20 protein-coding genes are annotated in these 23,147 nt (G+C 65.3%); 14 read left to right on the top strand and 6 right to left on the bottom strand.

All coding sequences use genetic code 11. From position 1 onward, the window contains the following. On the top strand, positions 1 to 1,122 hold the full coding sequence (locus BGO80_RS07805; RefSeq protein ID WP_286720637.1) for a protein-glutamate methylesterase/protein-glutamine glutaminase: 1,122 nt from the start codon (positions 1 to 3) through the stop codon (positions 1,120 to 1,122). Beyond that, on the top strand, positions 1,119 to 2,843 hold the full coding sequence (locus BGO80_RS07800; protein ID WP_286720635.1) for a hypothetical protein: 1,725 nt from the start codon (positions 1,119 to 1,121) through the stop codon (positions 2,841 to 2,843). Before BGO80_RS07805 ends, BGO80_RS07800 begins: the two co-directional genes overlap by 4 nt. Positions 2,844 to 2,944: 101 nt before the next feature. Here BGO80_RS07800 and BGO80_RS07795 read toward each other — a convergent pair whose 3' ends face one another. Together BGO80_RS07795 and otnI are read right to left on the bottom strand one after the other, a co-directional pair. After that, entirely contained in the window at positions 2,945 to 3,976 is a 1,032-nt protein-coding gene (locus BGO80_RS07795; RefSeq protein WP_286720633.1) for a sulfate/molybdate ABC transporter ATP-binding protein, read from the bottom strand. Positions 3,977 to 4,287: 311 nt separating this feature from the next. Then, positions 4,288 to 5,064 carry a 2-oxo-tetronate isomerase gene (gene otnI, locus BGO80_RS07790; protein WP_286720632.1) on the bottom strand — a complete coding sequence of 259 codons (777 nt, stop codon included), beginning with the start codon at positions 5,062 to 5,064 and terminating at the stop codon, positions 4,288 to 4,290. A 159-nt stretch (positions 5,065 to 5,223) separates the two neighbouring features. Here otnI and fgd point away from each other — a divergent pair, with 159 nt between their 5' ends. The 12 genes from fgd to BGO80_RS07730 all read left to right on the top strand — a co-directional run bounded on the left by fgd (position 5,224) and on the right by BGO80_RS07730 (position 19,476). Next, positions 5,224 to 6,225, top strand: a complete 1,002-nt coding sequence (fgd, locus tag BGO80_RS07785; protein ID WP_286720631.1) for a glucose-6-phosphate dehydrogenase (coenzyme-F420) — start codon at positions 5,224 to 5,226, stop codon at positions 6,223 to 6,225. A 165-nt stretch (positions 6,226 to 6,390) separates the two neighbouring features. Then, positions 6,391 to 7,197 (top strand): coenzyme F420-0:L-glutamate ligase, encoded by an 807-nt coding sequence (gene cofE / locus BGO80_RS07780; protein ID WP_286720630.1) that lies wholly within the window; start codon positions 6,391 to 6,393, stop codon positions 7,195 to 7,197. Between the two features lie 3 nt (positions 7,198 to 7,200). After that, a complete protein-coding gene (locus BGO80_RS07775; RefSeq protein ID WP_286720628.1) occupies positions 7,201 to 8,322 on the top strand; it encodes a putative F420-0 ABC transporter substrate-binding protein in 1,122 nt (373 codons plus the stop codon). A gap of 298 nt (positions 8,323 to 8,620) precedes the next feature. Next, a complete protein-coding gene (locus tag BGO80_RS07770; protein WP_286720627.1) occupies positions 8,621 to 9,622 on the top strand; it encodes an iron chelate uptake ABC transporter family permease subunit in 1,002 nt (333 codons plus the stop codon). Next, positions 9,619 to 10,419, top strand: coding sequence for an ABC transporter ATP-binding protein (locus BGO80_RS07765; protein WP_286720625.1), 801 nt, complete (start codon positions 9,619 to 9,621; stop codon positions 10,417 to 10,419). The genes BGO80_RS07770 and BGO80_RS07765 overlap by 4 nt, the downstream gene beginning before the upstream one ends. A 70-nt stretch (positions 10,420 to 10,489) precedes the next feature. Then, positions 10,490 to 11,491 carry a TIGR03842 family LLM class F420-dependent oxidoreductase gene (locus BGO80_RS07760; RefSeq protein ID WP_126152207.1) on the top strand — a complete coding sequence of 334 codons (1,002 nt, stop codon included), beginning with the start codon at positions 10,490 to 10,492 and terminating at the stop codon, positions 11,489 to 11,491. Between the two features lie 301 nt (positions 11,492 to 11,792). Continuing rightward, on the top strand, positions 11,793 to 12,776 hold the full coding sequence (locus tag BGO80_RS07755; protein WP_286720624.1) for a BMP family protein: 984 nt from the start codon (positions 11,793 to 11,795) through the stop codon (positions 12,774 to 12,776). A 128-nt stretch (positions 12,777 to 12,904) separates the two neighbouring features. Further along, the gene (locus BGO80_RS07750; RefSeq protein WP_286720623.1) at positions 12,905 to 14,452 is read left to right on the top strand and encodes an ABC transporter ATP-binding protein; all 1,548 of its coding nucleotides are present in this window, start codon (positions 12,905 to 12,907) and stop codon (positions 14,450 to 14,452) included. Then, entirely contained in the window at positions 14,449 to 15,522 is a 1,074-nt protein-coding gene (locus BGO80_RS07745) for an ABC transporter permease (protein WP_126152268.1), read from the top strand. The genes BGO80_RS07750 and BGO80_RS07745 overlap by 4 nt, the downstream gene beginning before the upstream one ends. Before the next feature lie 3 nt (positions 15,523 to 15,525). Continuing rightward, entirely contained in the window at positions 15,526 to 16,473 is a 948-nt protein-coding gene (locus BGO80_RS07740; protein WP_286720622.1) for an ABC transporter permease, read from the top strand. Between the two features lie 226 nt (positions 16,474 to 16,699). Then, positions 16,700 to 17,983: an amidohydrolase family protein gene (locus BGO80_RS07735; RefSeq protein ID WP_286720620.1), complete on the top strand. Its 1,284-nt coding sequence runs from the start codon at positions 16,700 to 16,702 to the stop codon at positions 17,981 to 17,983. Positions 17,984 to 18,174: 191 nt separating this feature from the next. Continuing rightward, on the top strand, positions 18,175 to 19,476 hold the full coding sequence (locus tag BGO80_RS07730) for a PQQ-dependent sugar dehydrogenase (RefSeq protein ID WP_286720618.1): 1,302 nt from the start codon (positions 18,175 to 18,177) through the stop codon (positions 19,474 to 19,476). A 244-nt stretch (positions 19,477 to 19,720) separates the two neighbouring features. On the opposite strand, the gene BGO80_RS07725 is transcribed toward BGO80_RS07730, so the two are convergent. The 4 genes from BGO80_RS07725 to BGO80_RS07710 are packed head-to-tail and all read right to left on the bottom strand — an operon-like array spanning position 19,721 to position 23,104. Further along, positions 19,721 to 20,662, bottom strand: a complete 942-nt coding sequence (locus BGO80_RS07725) for an N-acetylglucosamine kinase (protein WP_286720617.1) — start codon at positions 20,660 to 20,662, stop codon at positions 19,721 to 19,723. After that, a complete protein-coding gene (locus BGO80_RS07720; RefSeq protein ID WP_286720615.1) occupies positions 20,659 to 21,324 on the bottom strand; it encodes an N-acetylmannosamine-6-phosphate 2-epimerase in 666 nt (221 codons plus the stop codon). The genes BGO80_RS07725 and BGO80_RS07720 overlap by 4 nt, the downstream gene beginning before the upstream one ends. After that, positions 21,321 to 22,187 (bottom strand): carbohydrate ABC transporter permease, encoded by an 867-nt coding sequence (locus BGO80_RS07715; RefSeq protein WP_286720614.1) that lies wholly within the window; start codon positions 22,185 to 22,187, stop codon positions 21,321 to 21,323. The genes BGO80_RS07720 and BGO80_RS07715 overlap by 4 nt, the downstream gene beginning before the upstream one ends. Then, the gene (locus BGO80_RS07710) at positions 22,184 to 23,104 is read right to left on the bottom strand and encodes a carbohydrate ABC transporter permease (RefSeq protein ID WP_286720612.1); all 921 of its coding nucleotides are present in this window, start codon (positions 23,102 to 23,104) and stop codon (positions 22,184 to 22,186) included. The genes BGO80_RS07715 and BGO80_RS07710 overlap by 4 nt, the downstream gene beginning before the upstream one ends. Positions 23,105 to 23,147: the final 43 nt, after the last annotated feature.

The raw sequence follows: 23,147 nt of genomic DNA, 5'->3' as shown, positions 1-23,147 counted from the left end.
ATGAGCGACAAGATCCGCGTGCTCATCGTCGACGACAGCGCCTCGGTGCGCACGACGCTGAGCGACATCATCGCCTCCGACCCGGACCTTGAAGTCATGGGCACCGCCGCCGACCCCTATATCGCGGTCGAGCGCATCCGCCACGAAGTGCCCGATGTCATCTTCCTTGACATCGAGCTGCCGCGCATGGATGGCCTCACCTTCCTGCGCAAGCTGATGTCGCAGCGCCCCATTCCCGTGGTCATCTGCTCGAGCCTGGCGCAATCGGGCTCCGACACCTTCATGCAGGCGCTCGAGGCCGGGGCCGTCGATGTGGTGGCCAAGCCGCGCGTCGACACCGCCCAGTTCCTCCAGGAATCGCGCATGCGGATTTGCGACGCCGCCAAGGCCGCTGCCCATGCCAAACTGCGCGGCATCAAGAAGGCCGCCCCGCCCATGACGGTGGAGGCCAAGCTCAATGCCGACTCCATCCTGCCGCCGCTTTCCGACCATCGCCGGCAGAGCCTGATCGAGCGCATGCCGGTGACCGAGCCCATCGTTTCCATCGGCGCCTCCACCGGCGGCACAGAGGCCCTGCGCGAAGTGCTCGAACAACTTCCCGCGGCGAGCCCGGCCATCCTCATCGTCCAGCACATGCCCGACAAGTTCACCACCGCCTTCGCCCGCCGGCTCGACGCTGGCTGCGCCATCGCCGTAAAGGAAGCCGAGGACGGCGATCTGGTCATGCCAGGCCGCGCCCTCATCGCCCCGGGCAATTTCCATATGCTGCTGGTGCGCAACGGCTCGCGCTACACCGTCAAGATCATCGAGGGCCACCACGTCTCGCGCCACCGCCCTTCGGTCGACGTGCTGTTCCGCTCCACCGCTCAGTCCGCCGGCCGCAATGCGCTTGGCATGCTGCTGACCGGCATGGGTGACGACGGCGCGCGAGGCCTCCTCGAAATGCGGCAGATGGGCAGCCCCACCATTGCCCAGGACGAGGAAACCAGCGTGGTCTTCGGCATGCCCAAGGAAGCCATTCAGCGCGGCGCCGCCGCACGCATTCTGCCACTGGGCAAGATGGCGGGAGAAATCACCGCTTTCGGCCGCAAGGGACCTGCAGCCGCGGGAGACTACGCATGACCACCATTCCGAGCCCCTCCGATATCCGCCGCCTCGCCGGCGAACTGGCCAAGCCGCGCCAGGATATCGAAACCGCCTTCGTCGATGCCGGCGCCCGCCTCTCCGAAGGCGCCGCCACGCTCAACAAGCTCACCAAGCTCTTCGATACCCTGCCCCAGGCCCTGCAGGGCGAAACCGTCTCCGCCGCTGGCGATCACCTGCGTGCGGTCGCCACCAAGGCCGGCGAGCTCTCCGACGCCTTTACCCAGGAAAAGGCCGATCTGGCACGGCTCGTGGACGTGGTCGCTGCCGCCAGCGCCCCGATTTCCGAGCTGCGCCGCACCGTCAAGATGATGGGCATCGTCTCGGTCAATGCCCGCGTCACCGCCGCCGGCATTGTCGGGGACAGCGACGATTTCGACGTCTTCACCACCGACATCGCCACGCTCTCGGACTCGGCCAGCCAGACCATCCAGCAATTCGCCCAGGTCTACCGGCAACTGACCACCGAGGTGGATCGCGCCGCCCAGCAGCGCGCCCGCTTCGAAGCCAGCCATGCCCACACCCTGTCCGGCCTCGCCGGCAGCCTCACCGACACCATTGCCGCCCTCGACGCGCAACGCGATCAGGCCGCCGCAGGCAGCGCCGAAACCGGCCGCGTCTCGCGCCAGATCGTCGGCCGGATCGGCGGCGCCGTCATGGCCCTGCAGGTCGGGGATTCCACCCGCCAGCGCATCGAGCATATCGAGGCGGGTCTCGACGCCCTGGCCGACATTCTCGACGGCAAATCCACCTTCGACACCCAACTGCCGGCTGACGAGCATGCCGACGCGCTCGCCGCCATCTCCGCTCTCGAACAGGCGCAACTGGCCGATACCTCGTCGAGCTTTGCCGGTGAAATGGCCGATGCCGAACAATCCCTGGCCGCCCTCGCCGCCGATGCCGACATCATCATGGGCCGCAGCAAGGACCTTTACGGCTCCGGTTCCGGCAAGAGCTCGACCATGTCCGCCCTCGGCGCGCAATTGCGCAAGGCCGTCGACATCCTGCGCGATTTCGAAGCCGAGCGCGCCAAGCTCGAAACCGTTGCCCGCGCCGTGCAGGACACCGTGCAGACCCTGCTCGGCCACGTCAACGCCGTCCAGGAAATCGAGGCCAATATGCGCCTCGTCAGCCTCAACGCCGCCGTGCGCTGCGCCCAGCTCGGCCCGCGCGGCGCTTCGCTCACCGTCATCGCCAGCCAGCTGCGCGAATTGACCAGCGAGACCGTCGTCGCCGCCGAAGCCGCCATGTCGCGGCTCGATGAATCCTCGGCGCTTGCCGGTGCCTTCGGCGCCTCCGCCATCGGCGATGGCGCCGGCCAGGTCGGTCAGCTCGAACAGCGCGCCAATCTGGCGCTCGACCTGCTCAGCCAGCTCGACAAGCAGATGGTCGCCGCACTCAACCTGCTCAACAGCGACGGACCAAAGGTCATCGCCCAATTGCAGGCCGCCGCCAATGCCCTGGCCGGACAAGGCGCGCTGTCGGAAACCATGGACGATGTGCGCCTTCAGATCGCCGCGCTCACCGACGCCCCGCTGCCCGAAAACCGCTCCGAGGCGCTCGAAACGATCATGAACGGCCTCCGCCGCCTCTACACCATGGAAGCCGAACGCGCCGCCCACGCCCAACTCTTCGGCGCTGCCAACACCCCCACTCCCGAACCCGCCGCCGAAGACGAATTTTCCGATTTCATGCTGTAGGGCCCTTCAAAACCTACCCACCCACAATCGTCACCCACGGCCTTGAGCCGAGGGCTCTGCACTTATGCAGGCCCGAGGCACCCACCGCGTGTCAAAAAACCTCAAGCCGCAAACAGCTGCCAGCGCTTGGGCCTGAACGCAATCCGGCTGCGCTCGCCCGCCGGGTGATCGAAGGGCAGGTCGATCTCGACGCGGTGCCCGCCCCCGCCAATATCCAGCTCAACGCGCCGCGTACCACCGACGCGCCGGCTAGCCGCCACCACGCCGGCCAGTGCCGCATCACCCTCGACCAGTTCGATATCATGCGGCCGGAAGAACAGCCGCGCCGCGCCCTGCCCCTCGGCGCCGGAAATGCCCACCGGCCGGTCGCCCAGCCAGATATCGCCCTTTTCCACCTGCACCGGCAGCTCGCTTGATTCCCCGATAAAGCCGAAGACAAAAGGCGAGGACGGCGTGTCATAGACGCTGTCGGGCGTGCCCACCTGCTCGATCCGCCCCTGGCTCATGACGCAGAGCCGGTCGGCCAGCTCCAGCGCCTCTTCCTGGTCATGGGTCACGAAAACCGTCGTATGGCCGGTGCGATCATGGATTTCACGCAGCCATTTGCGCAATTCGCGCCGCACCTGCGCGTCCAGCGCCCCGAACGGCTCGTCCAGCAGCAACACCCGCGGCTCGATGGCCAGGGCCCGCGCCAGCGCCACGCGCTGCCGCTGTCCCCCCGAAAGCTGGCTCGGATAGCGTTTTTCCAGCCCTGAAAGCTGCACCAGATCAAGCAGCTCCAGCGCCCGGCGCCGGATTTCACCCGCAGCCGGACGGCTCGAGCGCGGCCGCACTTTCAGCCCGAAGGAGACGTTTTCCAGAATCGTCATGTGACGGAACAGCGCATAATGCTGGAACACGAAGCCGATATTGCGCTCCTGCACGCTCTTTTCCGAGGCGTCCTCATTGCCAAAGAAAATCTTGCCGGCAGTGGGCCGCTCCAGCCCGGCGATCAGCCGCAGCAGCGTGGTCTTGCCCGAGCCCGAGGGGCCCAGCAAAGCGATCAGCTCGCCCGAGCGGATATCCAGCGACACATCGTGCAAAGCCGGAAACCGGTCGAATTCCTTGCGAACCTGCTCAACTCTGACTTCCATCGGCGCTACTCAACTCCGGGCCCTGTTCCAGCCATGGAACCTAACGAGAGCAGCCCGCGAAACCAAGTCGAGCCCAACCCCAATTGCCCGGGATTGCTAGAAAGTCATTGCGCAAAACCCCGCCACCTCAGCAAGAAACCTCGCCAACTCGCCCAAAATGCGCGCAATGGCAGAACACTTTCCTCCCCCCGGGTTTTGGCAAGACAGGCGCAATCAGCACGATGCGGCTCCTCCCCCTCCTTCAGGGGGAGGCTGGGTGGGGGTGTGCAACGCGCTCAAACCCATCTGTCGCGCTTCGCCAGAAAATCCCCTTACCGCCAGCGCTTCATCCAGCCCAAACCCTCGCGCGTCGTGGTCAAGGGCCTATACTCACACCCCACCCAGCCGTCAAAACCAAGCCGATCCAGCGCCTCGAGCACGAAACCATAATTGATCTCGCCCGTCCCCGGCTCATGCCGCCCAGGATGATCGGCGATCTGCACATGCCCGATGCGCGCCAACAGGCGCTCGAAGCCGGGCACCAGATCGCCCTGGCTAATCTGCATGTGGTAGAAATCGTACTGGAGCTTGAGGTTCTCTACCCCCGCCAGCGCCATGATCGCCTCGGCATGATCGGTGGTCGAGACGTGATAGCCCGGCATGTCGCGCTGATTGATCGGCTCGAACACCAGCCCGATCCCCGCTTCGGCAAGACGCGCCGCCGCATAGGCGAGGTTTTCCGCCAGCGTGCGGTCCAGCACCGCTTTATCGACACCCCTGGGGGCAATTCCGGCAAGGCAATTGAGCGTCGGGCAGTCCAGCGCCAGCGCATAGTCGATCGCCATGTCGAGCCCCCGGCGGAACTCATCCACCCGGTCTGGCAGGCAACCCAGCCCGCGCTCGCCCGCCTCCCAATCGCCGGCCGGCAGGTTGAACAGGGCCTGCCTGACCCCAGCCACCTTCAGCGCCCCGGCCAGGACCGCCTTGTCATGCGCATAGGGCGAGACATATTCGACCGCCCCAAACCCGTCCTCGGCCGCCAGCGCAATGCGCTCGACCAGCGGCACCTCGGCATAAAGAAACGACAGATTGGCGGAAAATTTCGGCATGCTCAGTCTCCTCGCCATGCGACAGGCTTGACCGCAATAGCCGGAAACGCCACTTGAAACCAACGCGCTTGTGCATGCCGCCGCCGTCCGCCAACGGAAGGTGCTTGACTAAGACCGATTTTTGACCAAACGATCAAATATTGGGACAGGAGAGACACAATGCGGTTCGGCTACAAGGCATCGGCGGAGCAATTCGCGCCCAACGATCTGCTGCGCTTTGCAGTGGAGGCCGAACAGGGCGGCTTTGACTCGGTCTTCGTCTCCGACCACTTCCAGCCCTGGAAGCATACCGATGGCCATGCGCCTTTCGCGCCGGGCTGGATGTCGGCGGTACTGGCCCGCACCGAAAAGATCATTCTCGGCACTTCGGTGCTCACCCCAACGTTCCGGCTGCATCCCACCGTTGTTGCCCACGCCTTCGGCACCATGGGCGCCATGTTCCCCGGCCGCGTCATTCTCGGCGTCGGCACCGGCGAGGGCCTCAACGAAGTGCCGGCCACCGGCATCGAATGGCCCGAACTCAAGGAGCGCTCGGCGCGCCTGCGCGAAGCGGTCAAACTGATCCGCCAGCTCTGGAGCGAGGATCGCGTTTCCTTCGAGGGCCAGTATTATAAAACCGTCAACGCCACCATCTATGACAAGCCCGCCGAGCCGGTGCCGATCTACATCGCTGCCGGCGGCCCCCTGAACGCCAAATATGCCGGCCGCGCCGGCGATGGCTTCATCTGTACCTCCGGCAAGGGGGCCGAGCTTTATGTCGATCAGCTCCTGCCCAATGTCGAGGCTGGCCGTGCCGAGAGCGAACTGGCCGGAAAGCCCTTCGAGCGCATGATCGAAGTGAAAGTCTCCTTCGACACCGATCCCGAGCGCGCCCTCAACGATTGCCGCAACTGGGCTGCTCTCTCCCTCTCCGCCGAGGAAAAGCACTCGGTGCAGGACGCCGAGGAAATGGAGCGTCTCGCCGATGCCCTGCCCATCGAGCGCGTCGCCAAGCGCTGGATCGTCTCCTCCGATCCCGACGAGCACGTCGCGGCAATAAAGACCTATATCGACTACGGCTTCGACCACCTGGTCTTCCACGCCCCCGGCACCGACCAAAGCCGCTTCCTCGCCCTCTACGCCAAGGAAATCCTGCCCCGGCTGCGCAAGCTGGTGGGATGAAATGGTTGAAACCCAACTCCACCGACAAACTCCGCTCGTCACCCTCGGGCTTGACCCGAGGGCCCTACACTTGACAGCAGCACCGCAACAACAGACCCCTCGGGTCAAGCCCGAGGGTGACGATCGAACGGGCGGCGACAATCCGAGACAGCCTAGGCTCCACCCATGACCCCCCGCTTCTCCTTCTGGGGCATTACCGGCCTCCCCGAAATCGCACCCCATGACGACCTCGTCACCCTCATTGCCGACGCCGTCGCCACCCAGTCCGCCGCCGATCCCGACCTCGCCTTGAAATCCGGCGACATCCTCGTCGTCACCTCAAAAATCGTCTCCAAATCCGAGAACATGCTCGTCCCCGCCGCCGAGCGCGAACAGGCCATCGCCGCCGACACAGTCCGCGTCGTCGCCGAGCGCGTTCATCCCGGCGGCACCTTCAAGATCGTCGAGACTCGCCAGGGCCTGGTCATGGCCGCCGCCGGCATCGACATGTCCAATGTGCCCGAGGGTCTGGCCCTGCGCCTCCCCGCCGATCCCGACGCCTCGGCCAGAAAACTCTGCGCGGGCCTGCGCGAAAAGCTCGGCATCGACATCGGCATCATCATCACCGACACTATCGGCCGCGCCTGGCGCGTCGGCCAGACCGACATGGCCATCGGCGCTGCCGGCGTGCAGCTCACCGACGACCTGCGCGGTGCCAATGATGCCAACGGCCGCCCTCTGCATGTCACCCAGGCCGTCATTGCCGACGAAATCGCCGGCGCTGCCGATCTGGTCAAGGGCAAGACATCAGGCATTCCCGTCGCCGCGGTGCGCGGCCTCGCCCGCTTCGTCACCGATCTCGACGCCCCCGGCGCCCGCAGTCTCACCCGCACCGGCGACGACGACATGTTCCGCTTCGGCTCAGCCGAAGCTTACCGCCTCGGCTACGAAGCCGCGCTGGCGGAAGCCAAATCCAAACAGCGTCAGGACTAAGAAATGTCAGACACGGCAGTTGCAGTTTTGCCCGCCCTCCCCCTTGAGGGGAGGGTAGCGACGCTTGGCCCGCAGGGGCATAACAAAGCTGGGGAGGGGGTCGAACTGTGTCGTACTGATGGACCCCCACCCCCGACCGCTCCCCTCAAGGGGGAGGGGAGCAACAGACGCAACGCGCGCGCCACGTCTAATCTTCCACTCATAGTCAGTACTTTTCTCCTCCTCGCCGCCCCGGCCCAAGCCGCCACCACCTATCCGCTTACCCTCGACAATTGCGGCGTCTCGGTCACCATCGAGCACGCCCCCGAGCGCGTCGTTACCATCAAGTCCACCGCTACCGAACTGCTGCTCTCGCTGGGCCTGGCCGATAGAATCGTCGGCGTCGGTTTCCAGGATGGTCCGCTGCCCGCCAATCTCGCCGCGGCCGGCGTCGACCTCAAAGTGCTCTCCGAAAAGCTGCCCAGCCAGGAAGTCGTGCTCGAAACCGAGCCGGACTTCATCTATGGCGGCTGGGAGAGCAATTTCGCCGCCGATGGCGCCGGCGAGCGCCCGACCCTGGCGCAGCTGGGCGTCGCCACCTATGTCGCCCCCGCCGCCTGCCGCTCCGTCGTGCCGCCCAAACTGACCTTCGACATGCTGTTCGCCGAGATCGAGGAGATGGGCACGATCTTCGACGTCGAAGCCGCAGCCGCCGATCTCGTCGCCGCGCAAAAGGCCGAACTTGCCGCCATCGCCCCCGACACGCGCGGCCTCACCGCGCTCTGGTACTCGTCCGGCACCAAGACCCCCTATGTCGGCGCCGGTCGCAATGCCCCGGCCATGATCATGGAAGCCCTGGGCCTCGCCAACATCTTCGCCGCTGTCGACGAGGGCTGGACCTCCGCCAGCTGGGAAGCCGTTGTCGATGCCAATCCCGACGTGATCGTCCTGGTCGACTCCGCCTGGAATTCCGCCGCGCAGAAAAAGACGCTGCTCGCCGAAAACCCGATCACCAGCAAGCTCGACGCCGTGATCCACCAGCGCTACCTCGTCCTCCCCTTCCCCGCCTCCGAAGCCGGCATCCGCAACGTTCCCGCCACGACCGACATGGCCGCGCAACTGGCCGGGTTGACCTTCGGGGAATAAGGATTTTGGCGCAGGATACACTCCTACCCCTCCCCCTGTGCCGGAGCTTCGGCTTCTGCACCCCCTCCCCCCTTAAGGGGGAAGGTCGGGGTGGGGCGTGGTTCAGTGGCATACCGTTAGACCCCCAGCCTCATTCCCTCCCCACCCAACCAGCCGTCACCCTCGGGCTTGACCCGAGGGTGTTAGATTTAAAACGAGCGCAGCAAGTCCCGGCCCCTCGCGTCAAGCCCGAGAGTGACGTCCCACGCAAAAACTCCGCCCACCCGGCACGCCATCGCAGTATCGGGTCATCACCACCATGACCCGCCTCTCTCTCCCCATTCTCTTCGCCCTGCTCCTTCTCAGCGCCATCGTCGCAGTCACCTTCGGCCCTGCCGATATCACGCCCTCCGAAGTCTGGTCGGTCATCCTCCACCATCTGGGCCTCCTGCCGGACAGTCCCGTCTCCCGCCTGCGCGATGCCATCGTCTGGGAACTGCGCCTGCCCCGCGTGCTGACCGCTCTCGGCGTTGGGGCGGGCCTCGCCTTGTCCGGCACGGTCATGCAGGCGCTGACCCGCAATCCCCTGGCCGACCCCTATCTGCTCGGCCTTTCCTCCGGCGCTGCCCTGGGCGCGGTGCTGTTCCTCCTCGCCGGCTTTGCCCTACTCATGCCGCTCGGCGCCTTTCTCGGCAGCATCGGCGCCTTGGCCCTGGCGCTGTTCGTCGCCGGCCTGCTCGGCGGCGCCACCCCCAGCCGCGCCATTCTGGTGGGTATCTGCATTTCCGCCCTCGCCTCGGCCGCCACCTCCTTTCTCATCTTCTGGTCGGCCACCGGCGACAGCTATCGTGAAATCCTCTCCTGGCTGATGGGATCGCTCTCGGGCTCGGTCTGGACCGATGCCGGCCTTGTCGCCGCCGCCCTCCTCCTCTGCGCCCCGGTTATCCTCATCTCCGGCCGCGCCCTCGATGCCTTCGCCTTCGGCGATAATGCCGCCGCCACGCTGGGCATCGACGTGCCGCGCCTGCGCTGGACCCTGCTCGGTGCCACCGCCCTGCTCACCGGTGTCATGGTGGCCATTGGCGGGGCCATCGGCTTTGTCGGCCTGGTCGTGCCCCACGCCGTGCGCCTGGCGCTGGGCTCGCGCCATCGCATTCTGCTGCCCCATGCCATGCTGGTCGGCGCCATTTTCATGCTCTGGACCGATACCGCCGCGCGCACCCTGTTCGACCCGCGCGAACTGCCCGTCGGCATCATCACTGCACTGATCGGCGCCCCGGCCTTCCTTTTCGTTCTCCTCCGCTACCGGAGGATCACATGAGCCTTGTGGTCCAAAATCTTGCCGTCACCCGCGGCGCCCGGACCATCCTCACCGGCGCCAGCTTCACCGCGCCACAAGCTGCCATGACCGGACTGATCGGCCCCAATGGCGCCGGCAAATCCACCTTGCTTTCCGCCTTGCTCGGCCTTGTCCCGTCCACCGGCAGCGCCAGCTTCGCGGGCGAAAACCTGCCCGCCATGCCCCGCCGCGACCGCGCCCGCCTCGCCGCGCTGGTCGAGCAATCCGTCTCCACCGAGGAAAGGCTCAGCGTCCGCGACGTCGTCGCCCTGGGCCGCATTCCCTTCCAGTCCGCCCTCGCCGCCGGCAATGCCGGCGAAGACGACGCCATAATCAACGCGGCCCTTTCCGAAACCGGCATGAGCGGCTTTGCGGCCCGCCGCTTCAATACGCTTTCCGGCGGCGAGCAGCAGCGCGTGCACATTGCCCGCGCCTTGGCGCAACAGCCGCGCCTCCTGCTGCTCGATGAACCGACCAGCCATCTCGATATCGCCGCCCAGCTGCAGCTCTTCGCCCTGTTGCGCCGCCGCGCCGCCACCGGCACCACCGTGGTCCTGGCCCTGCATGATCTCAATCTGGCCGCCCGCTGCCACCACCTGGTGGTGCTGACGTCCGGCCACGTCCTGGCCGAGGGTACTCCGACCCAGGTACTCACCCCCAACCTGCTGCGCGACACCTATGGCGTCGCCGCCCGCCTCGTTCCCGACCCCATCACCGGCCGCCCGCTCTTGGTCTATGACGAACCGGATGGTGAAAAATCCCTGCACAATCCCGATTGACAATCGCCCCGCGCCCGCCCAAAAATTTGATCGACTGGTCAAATTTCTTGCCCGAGGGAGCGCAGGACTTATGGAATTCGGAATCACCTTCAAGGGGTTCGTCGACGCCGAGCGCGCGCGCTATCTCGTCCGCGCCGCTGAATATGCCGGTTTCACCTATTGCTGGTTCTATGACAGCCACATTCTCTGGCGCGATTGCTACTCGGCCATCGCCATGTGCATGGAACACACCAAGGACATGCGCTTCGGCCCCCTGGTCACCAATCCCGATGTACGCGACTGGTCCGTAGCGGCCTCCATCTTCGGGTCTCTCTCAAAACAGTCCGGCGGCCGCTTCGATCTCGCCGTCGGCCGCGGCGACTCTTCCATGCGCGTCATGGGCAAAAAGCCGGCAACGCTGGCCCGCGTTGCCGATTTCATCGCCAAGACCAAGGCCATGGTGCGCGGCGAAGAAGTCACCTATGGCGACATTCCCGCGGCGGTGAAATTCCCCTGGGCTGTTGGCCACGACATGCCCAGCTGGATTGCCGCCTATGGGCCGCTGGCGCTCAAGACCGCCGGCGAAAGCGCCGAGGGTGTGGTGCTGCAGATTGCAGATCCTGGCCTCTGCAAATGGTTCACCGACCAGTGCATCGAAGCCGGCAAGGCTGCCGGCAAGGATATGAGCAATTACCGCTCCATGGCCGCCGCCCCCGCCTATTTCGGCGACAAGAAGCGCGCCATCGAGCATGTAAAGTGGTTCCCGGCCATGGTCGGCAATCATGTCGCGGACATCGTCGAAAAATATGGTGCCGACAGCGACAAGGTCCCCCAAAGCCTCACCTCCTATATCGAAAAGCGCCGGGGCTACGACTATTCCAAGCACGGCCAGGCCGATAATCCCTATCTCGATTTCATCACCGACGATGTCGTGGAAAGCTTCTGCGTACTGGGCGAGCCCGACGAGCACATCGCCAAGATCCGCGATCTCGAGGCGGCGGGGGTCACCCAGTTCAACATCTATCTCGACAGCGGCGATGAGGAGGAAATCATCGCCAATTACGGCCGGCACGTCATCCCGGCCTTCCGCTGAACCAAACCAGAGGCGCTCCGCAAGGGGCGCCTTTTTTGTGAGGTGCGCTCAGGCTTCGGCTCTATCGCACCCTCCCCCCTTGAGGGGGAGGGCCGGGGTGGGGGGGGGGGGGGGTTCAGTGATTCACTGATAGACCCCCTCCCTCAATCCCTCCCCTCAAGGGGGAGGGTGGCGAAAGGAAGGCCACACACGACAACACATCCTGGGGACGGACCACCTGCCCCCTTCCAATTCCCCGCTGCCGCCCGCAAGATAGGCATCAGGGAGAACTGAACAACAAAGCATCAAACGGGGAACGCAAATGGGACATATCAACCGCCGCACCGTTCTGGCGGCACTCGGCTTCACCACTGCCCTTTCGCTGTCTGGCGCCGCCTGGGCGCAGGACCTGCTCAAGGTGGCTGCGGTCTGGACCGTGCCGGTCGAGCAGCAATGGGCCAGCCGCCTGCACAATGCTCTTGTGGCAGCCGATGAGCGCGGCGAGATCGACTACGTCTATTCGGAAAACATCTCCAACACCGATTATGAACGCGTCATGCGCGAATATGCCGAGCAGGGCATCGGCCTGCTGGTCGGTGAAGCCTTCGGCGTCGAACAGCCGGCCCGCGCCGTCGCCGCCGACTATCCCGAAATCGCCTTCCTGATGGGCTCCTCGCTCGCGCCAGTCGAGCCCAATTTCGCCACCTTCGACAACTTCATCCACGAGCCCAGCTATCTCACCGGCATCATTGCCGGCATGAAGACCGAGACCAACAAGATCGGCATGGTCGGCGGCTATGCCATTCCGGAAGTGAACCGGCTGATGCACGCCTTCATGGCCGGCGTCCTCTCGGTCAATCCGGAGGTGAAATTCTCGGTCAGCTTCATCAACTCCTGGTATGACCCGCCCAAGGCAAAGGAAACCGCCTTCGCCATGGTCGATGCCGGTGCCGACATCCTTTATGCCGAACGCTTCGGCGTTTCCGACGCCGCCAAGGAACGCGGCATCCTGGCCATCGGCAATGTCATCGACACCAGTGCCGATTATCCCGGCACCATCCTCGCCTCCGCTTTGTGGAACGGCGCGCCGATGATCGACCAGGCCATCAAGGATGTGCAGGCCGGCAGCTTCACCGCCTCCGACTACGGCATCTATGCCTTCATGAAATATGGCGGTGGCAGCCTCGTCGTCGATGAAACCCTGGCCGGCCCTGACGCCGTCGCGGCAGCGAAAGACGTCGAAGCCAAGATCCTCGACGGCTCCTTCGTGGTCGAAATCGACGACACCGAGCCTAAGTCGAACTAACTGGCACCGATCAGTCCCTCCCCCTCCTTCAGGGGGAGGTTAGGTGGGGGTCGTCCCCCACCGGCCGTCACCCTCGGGCTCGTCCCGAGGCCTCTGCACTTGAGCAACCACCCGTGAAGCAGGAGCCCATGACCGATCCCATCCCCCTGCTCTCGCTTGACAACATCACCAAGCGCTTCGGCAGCCTCCTCGCCAACAACGCCATCTCGCTCGACCTGCATAAGGGCGAAATCCTCGCCCTGCTCGGCGAGAATGGCGCCGGCAAGACCACGCTGATGAACATCCTCTTCGGCCACTATGTGCAGGACGAAGGCTCCGTGCGCGTCCTCGCCCGCGATGGCAGCCAGGCCACCCTGCCCCCCGGTTCGCCCGGCGCGGCGCTTTCCGCCGGCATCGGCATGGTGCACCAGCATTTCACCCTCGCCGAAAACCTCTCCGGCCTCGACAATATCCGCCTCGGCACCGAGCCGCTGCTGTCGCTGGGCGCCCGTGGCAAGGCCCGCGCCAAAATCGCAAAAATTATCGCCGAAAGCGGCCTCGACGTTGATCTCGACCGCCGCGTCGCCGCCCTCACCGTCGGCGAAAAGCAGCGCGTCGAAATCCTCAAGGCCCTCTATCGCGACGCGCGCGTGCTCATTCTCGACGAGCCCACCGCCGTCCTCACCCCGCAGGAGGCCGAGGGGCTGTTCACCGTGCTGCGCCGCCTCGCCGCCAATGGGCTGGGGGTGATCTTCATCTCCCATAAGCTCGGCGAAGTCCTTTCTGTCTCCCACCGCATCCTCGTCCTGCGCGCCGGCCAGAAGGCGGGCGAACTGCAAACCGCCGCCGCCGACCGCCGCGCCATTGCCGATCTCATGGTCGGCAAGGCGGTCGCCGAAGTCACCCGCACCCCCGGCAAACCCGGCGAAATCGCGCTCGAATTCGACGCCGTCTCCCTCGGCCGGCCCGGCGATCGCCAGGCCCTGCGCAATGTCAGCTTCGCCTTGCGTACCGGCGAAATCGTCGGCCTGGCCGGCGTCTCCGGCAATGGCCAGTCCGGCATCGCCGCTTTGATCTCCGGCCTCGCCACCCCCACTGCCGGCACCCTGCGCCTTTTCGGCACCCCGGTGACATCGGCCGATCCCCGCGCCCTCGTCGCCCAGGGCGTCGCCCGCATGCCCGAGGATCGCCAGCATGACGGCGTCGTCGGCACCATGAGCGTCGCCGACAATATCGCCATCGAGGAGGTCCGTTCGCCCGACTTTTCCCGCCATGGCCTGCTCGACCGCAAGGCCATGCGCGCCCGCGCCAGTGCCGCCATCGCCGCCTATGATGTGCGTTGTCCCGGCCCCGACGCCGAAGCGCGCCTGCTCTCGGGCGGCAATGTGCAAAAGCTCATCCTCGCCCGCGTGCTCGAGCGCGAACCGCGCGTCATTCTCGCCAATCAGCCCACCCGCGGCCTCGATATCGGCGCCCAGTCCGAAGTCCATCGCCGCATCATCGCCGCCCGCGATCGTGGCGCCGCCGTCCTCGTCATCTCCGAAGATCTCGACGAACTCTTCGCCCTGGCCGACCGCTTCCTCGTGGTCCATGCCGGCGAACTCATCGATGCCGGCCCTGCCGAGCACCTCGATCGCGGCACCATCGGCCTGTTGATGGCCGGCCAATCGCAGGCGCAGGAGACGCTGGCATCATGAGCTTCCGCCTCGAACCCCGCGCCGACGCCTCCATCGCTTTGCGCCTTGCCGTCTCGCTCGGCGCCGGCCTCGCCGCCCTCATCCTCGTCGCCATTCCCGTCCTCAGCGCCGGCGGCAATCCCTTCACCGCTTATGCTCTCATGGTCCAGGGCGCCTTCGGCACCATGTTCGCCTTTTCCGAAACTCTCAACCGCGCCACCCCGCTCATTCTCACCGGCCTCGCCGCCGCCATCGCCTTCCGCGCTCGCCTCTGGAATATCGGCGCCGAGGGCCAGCTCTATATGGGCGCCCTCGCTGCCGTCCTCGTCGGCTCCGGCTTCCTGCAATTGCCCGCGCCGCTGATGATCCCCGCCATCATGCTGGCCGGCTTCCTCGCCGGCGGCCTGATGATGGTGGTCCCCACCGTGCTCAAGCAGCGTTTCGGCGCCGACGAGGTGGTCATCACCCTCTTGCTCAATTTCGTCGTCATTCTCTTCGTCCAGATGCTGATCGAAGGCCCGTTGAAAGACCCGCTCGCCATGGGCTGGCCGCAATCGGTGCCGCTGGTGGCAGAGGCGAAATTCGACAAGCTCGTGCCGCGCCTGCGCATGCATTGGGGCCTTGTCATCGGCCTCGCTTCGGCCTTGTTGCTCTGGTTCATGGTCAGGAAAACCGTGCTCGGTTTCGAGATCAAGGCCGTGGGCGAAAACAAGGCCGCCGCCCGCTTCGCCGGCATTCCCGTCGACAAGACCATGCTCAAGGTGGCGCTGATTTCGGGTGGCCTGGCGGGTCTTGCCGGGGTCAGCGAAGTGGCCGGCGTAAAAGGCTATCTCTCCGCCGACCTTTCACCCGGCTTCGGCTATTCCGGCATCGTCGTCGCCATGCTGGCCGGCCTCTCGCCCATCGGCGCGGTGCTCGCCGCCTTCTTCATTGCCGCGGTCTTTGTCGGCGCCGATTCCATGAGCCGCGCCACCGGCATTTCGAGCTATATCGCCGATCTCGTCGTCGCCCTCAGCCTCCTCTGCGTGCTGGTCGGCAGCTTCTTCCTGCGCTTCCGCCTGCGCTGGCAAACGCGAACCCAGGAGGCCTGAGCAATGGACGTCCTGCTCGATATTCTCGGCTCCGCCAATTTCTGGGCCGCCGCCATCCGCATCGCCACCCCGCTGATCTTCGGCGTGCTCGGCGCCCTGATTTGCGAACGCGCCGGGGTGCTCAATCTCGGCATCGAAGGCATTTTTGTCGCCGGGGCCATGGCCGGCTGGCTCGCCGTCTATCTCGGCGCCGGTCTCTGGGGCGGCGTGCTGGTCGCGGCTTTGGCCGGTGCCATTTTCGGCGGGCTCCACGCCTTCCTCACGGTCATTCTCGGGCTCTCCCAGCACGTCTCAGGCATCGGCATTACCCTGCTCGCCACCAGCGTCAGCTATTTCACCTATCGCACCGCCTTGCCCAATGTGAGCTCGCCGCCGCGCATCGTGCCGTTCCAGCCGGTCTCCATTCCCGGCCTCACCGACATTCCCTTCATCGGCCCGGCGCTGTTCTCGCAGACCCCGCTCACCTGGCTGGCCTTTGCCGCCGTCGCCCTCGTCGCCTTCGTGCTCTACCGCACCCCGCTGGGCCTTGCCATTCGCGCCGTCGGCGACAATCCCGCCTCGGTCGATGCCCAGGGCCTGTCGGTCATCGGCCTGCGCATCGGCGCCGTGGTCGTCGGCTCCGCGCTGATGGCTTTGGGCGGCGCCTTCCTCACCATGTCGGCCTTCGACGCCTTCTTCTTCGGCATGGTCAATGGCCGCGGCTGGATTTGCATCGCACTGGTGGTCTTCGCCTCCTGGCAACCGGGAAAAGCCCTGCTCGGCGCCCTGCTCTTCGGCGCCTTCGACGCCTTCCAGATCAGACTACAGGCCGAGATCGGCCAGGTCGTCCCCGGCCAGGTCTTCCTCATGCTCCCCTACCTGCTCTCCATCCTGGCACTGGTCCTCGTCGCCCGAAAAGCCGACTATCCCCGCGCATTGCTCCACCCCTGGACCAGAGGGCAGCGGCATTGACGGCGGCACAGATGGGCCTCCGCCCTCCGCCCCCACCCCGCCTCCCCCTCAAGAAGGGGGAGGAGCTCATCGTGGCTTCCAAAGATCCCAACACACTCGATCGGTCCCTCCCCCTTCTTGAGGGTGAGGTTAGGTGGGGGTACTCTTTTTGACGCATTATCCTTGATCTTCGCGCACAAGCGGGTGGGGAGATGCGAAACGGCAACCAGGCAGCACGAGACCAAACATGTTCGACCTCAAAATCACCAATGCCACTCTGCCCGATGGCCGCAAGAGCATCGATATCGGCATCCAGAATGGCCGCATTGCCGCCCTCGAACCCAATCTGCTCGGTGATGCCGGAGAAACCATCGACGCCGCCGGGCAGCTGGTCTCCCCGCCCTTCGTCGACACCCATTTCCACATGGACGCGACGCTCTCACTCGGCCTGCCGCGCTACAATGAAAGCGGGCTTCTGCTCGAAGGCATCCAGATCTGGGGCGAGCTCAAACCGCTCCTCACCCACGAGGCCGTCATCGAGCGCGCCCTGGCCTATTGTGATCTCGCCGTGAGCCAAGGCCTCCTCGCCATCCGCACCCATGTCGACATCTGCGATGAGCGGCTGCTCGGCGTCGAGGCGCTGCTCGAGGTCAAGAAGCGCGTCGCCCCCTATATCGACCTGCAATTGGTCGCCTTCCCGCAGGACGGCTATTTCCGCTTTCCCGGCGCCATCGAATTGCTCGACCGCGCGCTGGACATGGGCGTCGATGTCGTCGGCGGCATTCCCCATTTCGAGCGCACCATGGTCGACGGCGCGGCCAGCGTGAAAGCCCTGTGCGAAATCGCCGAAAAGCGCGGCCTCTTGGTCGACCTCCATTGCGACGAAACCGACGACCCCCTCAGCCGCCATATCGAGACCCTGGCCTACGAGACCCAGCGCCTCGGCCTCCACGGTCGCGTTAACGGCTCCCATCTCACCTCCATGCATTCCATGGACAATTACTATGTCAGCAAGCTGCTGCCGCTGATCGCTGAGGCCGAGGTCAGTGCCATCGCCAATCCGCTGATCAATATCGGTATCCAGGGCCGCCACGACACCTATCCCAAGCGTCGCGGCATGACCCGCATTCCCGAAATGCTCAAATACGGCATCACCTGCGCCTTCGGCCACGACTGCGTCATGGACCCCTGGTATTCCCTGGGCTCCGGCGACATGCTCGAAGTCGCCTCCATGGGCCTTCACGTCGGGCAGATGACCAGCCGCGACGCCATGCGCCAATGCTTCGATCTGGTCACCACCGGCCCGGCCAGGATCATGCATCTCGATGGCTATGGTCTCGATATCGGCTGCAAGGCCGACATGGTGCTGCTCCAGGCCAGGGACGCCATCGAAGCCATCCGCCTCAAGCCCGCCCGCCTCAAGGTCATCAAATCCGGCAAGGTCATCGCCTCCACCCCACGCCGCGAAACCCGCCTCGCCCTCGAAAACCGCCCCACCACACTCGACGCCTCGCTGGTCGGCCCGCAATAGGAATCAGCAGCCGTCACCCACCCCACCAGCCGTCACCCTCGGGCTTGACCCGAGGGCCCTGCACTTCTGCCCCGCCTGCACGTAAAGCCCCGCCCCGCCGCTTGACCCATCGGACACAACGTTGCAATGGATGGGCCCGCATTCAAAAATCACACCATTGCCGCTGGCCCACCCCACACCAGGATAGCCCCATGACCGACAATTCCTTGTTTGCCCGCCTTGTCGCCGCCATCGGGGCGGTTGCCGTGGCCATTCGCCATTCCGGCGATGGTCCGCGCCAGCCTGCCTTCGGCACCGCGCCCGCCATTCCCGAGGCCAAGGCCCAGGGTACCATTCCCACGCTCAAAATGCCGACCGCCAAGGGCTGGGAGGGCAATCACATGCCCACCGCCGCTGCCGGCTATAGGGTCAATGCCTTCGCCCGTGGTCTGGTGCATCCGCGCAATATCGCCGTTCTGCCCAATGGCGACGTGCTGATCGCTGAATCCATGGGCGAGGACGGCACGCCCAAGACGCTGTTCGACCACGCCATGAGCGCAACCATGAAGCGCGCCCGCGCTCGCGGTGTCAGCGCCAATCGCGTCACCCTTCTGCGCGATGCCAATGGCGACGGCGTCGCCGAAGAGCGCCATGCGCTGATCGAAAACATCCGCCAACCCTATGGCATGGTGCTGGTCGGCGACACGCTCTATGTCGGCGCCAGCGACGCGGTCTATGCCTATCCCTATGAGACCGGCACCACCCGTATCACCGCGCCGGGCCGCAAGCTCATGGACCTCAAGCCGGGCGGCCACTGGACGCGCAATCTCATCGCCAGCAAGGACGGCACCAAGCTTTATGTCGCCGTCGGCTCGCTCTCCAATATCGGCGATGCCGGGCTGGCGGTCGAAGAGGACCGCGCCTGCATCCACGAACTTGACCTCGCCACCGGCAGCCATCGCATCTTTGCCGGCGGACTGCGCAATCCGGTCGGCATGGCCTGGGAGCCGACCACCGATACGCTCTTTACCGTCGTCAACGAGCGCGATGGCCTGGGCGATGAGACCCCGCCCGATTACCTGACCTCGGTACGCGATGGCGGCTTTTATGGCTGGCCGTTCTGCTATTGGGGCCAGACCGTCGATGATCGCGTGCCGCAGGACCAGGCCAAGGTCGCCTCGGCTCTGCGCCCGGACTTCGCCCTGGGCGGCCACACCGCTTCGCTCGGCCTCGCCTGGCTGCCCGAAGGCACCCTGCCGGGCCTGCCCGCAGGCATGGCCATCGGCCAGCACGGCTCATGGAACCGCAGCAAGCTCAGCGGCTACAAGCTCACCTTTGTCGGCTTCGAAAACGGCAAGCCCACCGGCCTGCCCCGGGACATCCTCACCGGCTTCCTCTCCGAAGACGAAAAGTATTCTTATGGCCGCCCGGTCGGCGTGGCGCTGGCCAGCGATGGCGGCGTCCTGATGGCCGACGACGTCGGCGACGTCATCTGGCGCGTCACCGCAGCTTAAGCAGCACTAGACCATTTCAACTTGAGGTGGACTCTGTGGGCTCTTTCGCTCCCTCCCCGCAAGGGGGAGGGAGACCGACCGGTGCTTTTGACTAACTCTTGCCCACAACGCGATGCGGCTCCTCCCCCTTCTTCAGGGGGAGGCTGGGTGGGGGTGCTGCAGCACGCTCAAACCCATCTGCGATAGCCCTTGCCCCCAAGGGGGAGGGGGCGATGGAGCCGCGTCAACCAGAACGTGAAACGCCCTAACCCGGCTGGTTGGCGGCGAGCAAAGCCCGCCAATCGGCCTTGTGCGGCCCGAACATCTGCGCCGCCGCCAGCGCCGCATCCGCCTCTGGAAACAGCACGACCTGACCCGCCAACTGCGCGCTGATCGCCTCCACCACGCTCCCGTGCAGGCCCAATACGCCACCGATAAAGCCGATCGGCATTTTGCCCGCCCGCGCCGTCAGCGCCTGCGCCAAAGCCGCCAATTCGCGCCCGGCCTCGCTCAAAATCTCCAGCGCCAGCGCATCACCGGCCTCTGCCGCCTGGCCCACGCCCACCGCCAGAGCTCCGATGCGCCCGCGATCCCCGCCATAGACAAGTTGGCGCACGTCGCTCCATTCGGTGCCTCCGACCAGCGCCAACATCGCATCGGCGAGGCGCTGCACTTCGGTAAACGAGCCGCTGTGATCGAGACACCGATAGATCTTGTCGAGCGCCCGCAGCGCGATCCAGCTGCCGGAGCCGGCATCATCGATGAGAATGCCCCGACCGCCGACACGCACCAGCGCGCCATCTTCACCCAAATGCAGCCCGATCGAGCCGGTCCCTGCCGATACCAAATGCCCCTCACCCGGCGCAAAGATCGCGGCAAAAGCCAGCGTCATGTCGTCGGTCAGCAACACGGTCTCGGCGCCGATGCCGAACCGCTCCGCCACCAGCCCGGCGACATCTGTCGCCACCGCCGCGCCATAGCCGGTCAGCCCGGCCGCCAGATGCGTTGGCGTCAGCCCCGCTGCCGACACCGCTTCGGCAATCGCCGCCAGCGCCAGCCGCAGCTTCTCGCGCTCCGCCGGGTTGAACACATGGCCGGTGGCCCCAGCCACCTTGCCGCGCGCCACCACCGCGCCATCGGCAGCGCAGGCCACCCAACGGCTGGCCGTGCCGCCGACATCGAGCCCCAGCCGCACCGGATTGCTCACGCGGGCACGCCCTGCTTGACGAAAGCGCGGGTGATTTCGCGCGGATTGGTGATCATTGTTCCCACCACCACGGCATGCGCGCCGGCTTCGAACCCCTGGCGCACCAGTTCGGGACTATTATACCGCCCCTCGGCCACCACCGGAACCGCGAGCTTGCGCGCCAGCGCCTCAAGCAGCCGCAGATCCGGCTCCTCCGGCTTGGGCTCGGTCGCCTCGGTATAACCCGACAGCGTCGTCGCCACGTAATGCGCGCCCCAATCGGCCGCCGCCAATCCCTCGCGCAGCGTCGAGATATCGGCAAACACTTCGGCGCCCAGTTCGTCGCGAATGCGCCGGATCAGCACCGCCGGCGGCTCGCCATCCCGAGGCCGCTCGGTGCAATCGAGCGCCACCACCTCCGCACCCGCCGCGACAATGGCCTCGGCCGCCGCAAAATCGGGGGTGATATAGACCGGATATTGCTCCGAAAACACCTTGTGGATGCCGATAACGGGCAATCCCGCCGCCTTCACCGCCGCGATATCGGCGGGCCCATTGGCGCGAATGCCGACCGCCCCGCCATCGCGCGCCGCCAGCGCCATGGCGCCCATGAATTGCGGCCCGTGCAGCGGATTGTCCGCCCGCGCCTGGCAGGACACCACCAGCCCGCGCGGCAGCCTCACTTGACGGCTCCCGAGGTCATGCCGGCAATGAACTGCTTGGACAGCACGATATAGATGATGATGATCGGCGCCGCCGACAGCGTCAGCCCCGAGAACAACACGCCCCAATCGGTGGTATATTCGCCCATGAACGTCGTCAGCCCCTGCGGCAGGGTCTTGAGATTATCGTTCTGGATGAACACCAGGGGGAAAAAGAAGTCGTTCCAGATCGGCACCACATTCTGGATGCCGGCGATCACCATGGCCGGCCGCACCAGCGGCAGCATGATCGACCACATGATCCGCGCCTCGCTCGCCCCATCCATGCGCGCGGCGTCTTCCAGCTCATTGGGCAGGCTACGGATGAATCCGGTCATGATGAACACGGTCGTCGGCAGCCCCATGGCGGTATAGACGAAGATCAGGCTGAGCTGATTGTTGAGGATCGACAGGTCCCGCATCAGCATGAACAGCGGAATGATGGCGAGCTTGAGCGGCAGTGTCAGCCCGGCCAGGAAGAACATCAAAACGAAGCCCGACCCGGCAAAGCTGTAGCGCCCGATGGCATAGGCCGCCATGGTCCCCAGCGTCAGGATCAGCACCATGGAGGCGCCGGTCACGACGAAGGAATTGAGCAGATAGCGCAGGAAATTGGTCTCGTTCCAGATCTTCAGAAAATTGCCGACCTGGCTGAAATCGGGCATGCCGAACGGCGACTGGAAGATCTGCGGCGTGGTCTTGAAGGCCGAAAACACCATGATGATGATCGGCGCCAACATGATCACCGTATTGGCGATCAGGATGATCTGCAAAAGCCCGTCGCGGCCCAGCGAGGCCAGAATACCGCGGCGGTCGTAATAGGTGTTGGCGGACGTATCGCTCACAGCTGAATCTCCCGGGCGCGCAGGCGCGTGGTGATGAACCCGGCCACGATGGCGATGAAAATGAAGATCAGCACGGCAAGCGCCGAACCCAGCCCGAAATCCTGCTGCCCCGCCGACACATTGCCGAAGGCGGTGCGATAGAAATAAAGGCCCAGCACGTCGGTCGAGCCGAAGGGCGAGCCGTCAAGCCCGCCCATGATATAGGGCAGCTCAAACCAGTTGAACGCGCCCACGAACAGCAGCGTGAAGACGATCGTCGCGCTGGGGGCCACCAGCGGCCAGACGATCTTGGTGATTTTCACCCATTCGCTCTCGGTTTCCATGCGCACGGCGTCGAGGATTTCCCCCGGAATGCGCTGCATGCCGGCGAGGAAGACGAGCGTCGGGAACCCCACCATATGCCAGGCCTGGGCGATGATGATGCTCCACAGCGCCGTGCCCGATTGCCCCAGCCAGGGCTGCGCCAGCCAGCCGAGCCCAAACCCCTTGAGCGAGAGGTTCACCACGCCGAACAACGGATGGTAGAAGAGTTTGAAGAGATAGGCGACGATGATGGTGGAAAGCACCACCGGCAGAAACACCGCAATACGGTGAAAGCGGGCGCCCGGCAGTTCGCGCCACAGCGCATAGGCGAGGATGAAGCCCAGCCCGTTCTGCAGCACCATCAGCGCGAAGAAGACGATGACATTGTTCTTGAAGGCGTTGATCGTCCAGCTGCGATAGGGCTCGACGAACAGCACGGTGTGGAAGTTTTCCAGCCCCACGAAATCCCCGCGCCGCAGCCCCTGCCAGTCGAAAAAGGCATAGGCGAAGGCCGAAACGATCGGATAGACCACGAACAGCGCCACGAAAGCCAGCGGCGGCACGATCAGCGCGGTAATCCAGAGGCCGCGTCCAGTCATCCGAAGTTGGGGCATTTAGGCCTCGCTTGGTTTTACGCGATCAGGGGAGCGACACCCC

This window comes from Devosia sp. 63-57, assembly GCF_001899045.1.
GTDB lineage: Bacteria > Pseudomonadota > Alphaproteobacteria > Rhizobiales > Devosiaceae > Devosia > Devosia equisanguinis.
The sequence above is the reverse complement of the archived record's forward strand: the minus strand, read 5'-3'. Positions and strand labels throughout refer to the sequence as shown.

Excerpts from the sequence above, each read along its gene's own strand:
- BGO80_RS07805 (WP_286720637.1), top strand. The coding sequence starts at position 1 with ATGAGCGACAAGATCCGCGTGCTCATCGTCGACGACAGCGCCTCGGTG.
- BGO80_RS07800 (WP_286720635.1), top strand. The coding sequence starts at position 1,119 with ATGACCACCATTCCGAGCCCCTCCGATATCCGCCGCCTCGCCGGCGAA.
- BGO80_RS07795 (WP_286720633.1), bottom strand. The coding sequence starts at position 3,976 with ATGGAAGTCAGAGTTGAGCAGGTTCGCAAGGAATTCGACCGGTTTCCG.
- otnI (WP_286720632.1), bottom strand. The coding sequence starts at position 5,064 with ATGCCGAAATTTTCCGCCAATCTGTCGTTTCTTTATGCCGAGGTGCCG.
- fgd (WP_286720631.1), top strand. The coding sequence starts at position 5,224 with ATGCGGTTCGGCTACAAGGCATCGGCGGAGCAATTCGCGCCCAACGAT.
- cofE (WP_286720630.1), top strand. The coding sequence starts at position 6,391 with ATGACCCCCCGCTTCTCCTTCTGGGGCATTACCGGCCTCCCCGAAATC.
- BGO80_RS07775 (WP_286720628.1), top strand. The coding sequence starts at position 7,201 with ATGTCAGACACGGCAGTTGCAGTTTTGCCCGCCCTCCCCCTTGAGGGG.
- BGO80_RS07770 (WP_286720627.1), top strand. The coding sequence starts at position 8,621 with ATGACCCGCCTCTCTCTCCCCATTCTCTTCGCCCTGCTCCTTCTCAGC.
- BGO80_RS07765 (WP_286720625.1), top strand. The coding sequence starts at position 9,619 with ATGAGCCTTGTGGTCCAAAATCTTGCCGTCACCCGCGGCGCCCGGACC.
- BGO80_RS07760 (WP_126152207.1), top strand. The coding sequence starts at position 10,490 with ATGGAATTCGGAATCACCTTCAAGGGGTTCGTCGACGCCGAGCGCGCG.
- BGO80_RS07755 (WP_286720624.1), top strand. The coding sequence starts at position 11,793 with ATGGGACATATCAACCGCCGCACCGTTCTGGCGGCACTCGGCTTCACC.
- BGO80_RS07750 (WP_286720623.1), top strand. The coding sequence starts at position 12,905 with ATGACCGATCCCATCCCCCTGCTCTCGCTTGACAACATCACCAAGCGC.
- BGO80_RS07745 (WP_126152268.1), top strand. The coding sequence starts at position 14,449 with ATGAGCTTCCGCCTCGAACCCCGCGCCGACGCCTCCATCGCTTTGCGC.
- BGO80_RS07740 (WP_286720622.1), top strand. The coding sequence starts at position 15,526 with ATGGACGTCCTGCTCGATATTCTCGGCTCCGCCAATTTCTGGGCCGCC.
- BGO80_RS07735 (WP_286720620.1), top strand. The coding sequence starts at position 16,700 with ATGTTCGACCTCAAAATCACCAATGCCACTCTGCCCGATGGCCGCAAG.
- BGO80_RS07730 (WP_286720618.1), top strand. The coding sequence starts at position 18,175 with ATGACCGACAATTCCTTGTTTGCCCGCCTTGTCGCCGCCATCGGGGCG.
- BGO80_RS07710 (WP_286720612.1), bottom strand. The coding sequence starts at position 23,104 with ATGCCCCAACTTCGGATGACTGGACGCGGCCTCTGGATTACCGCGCTG.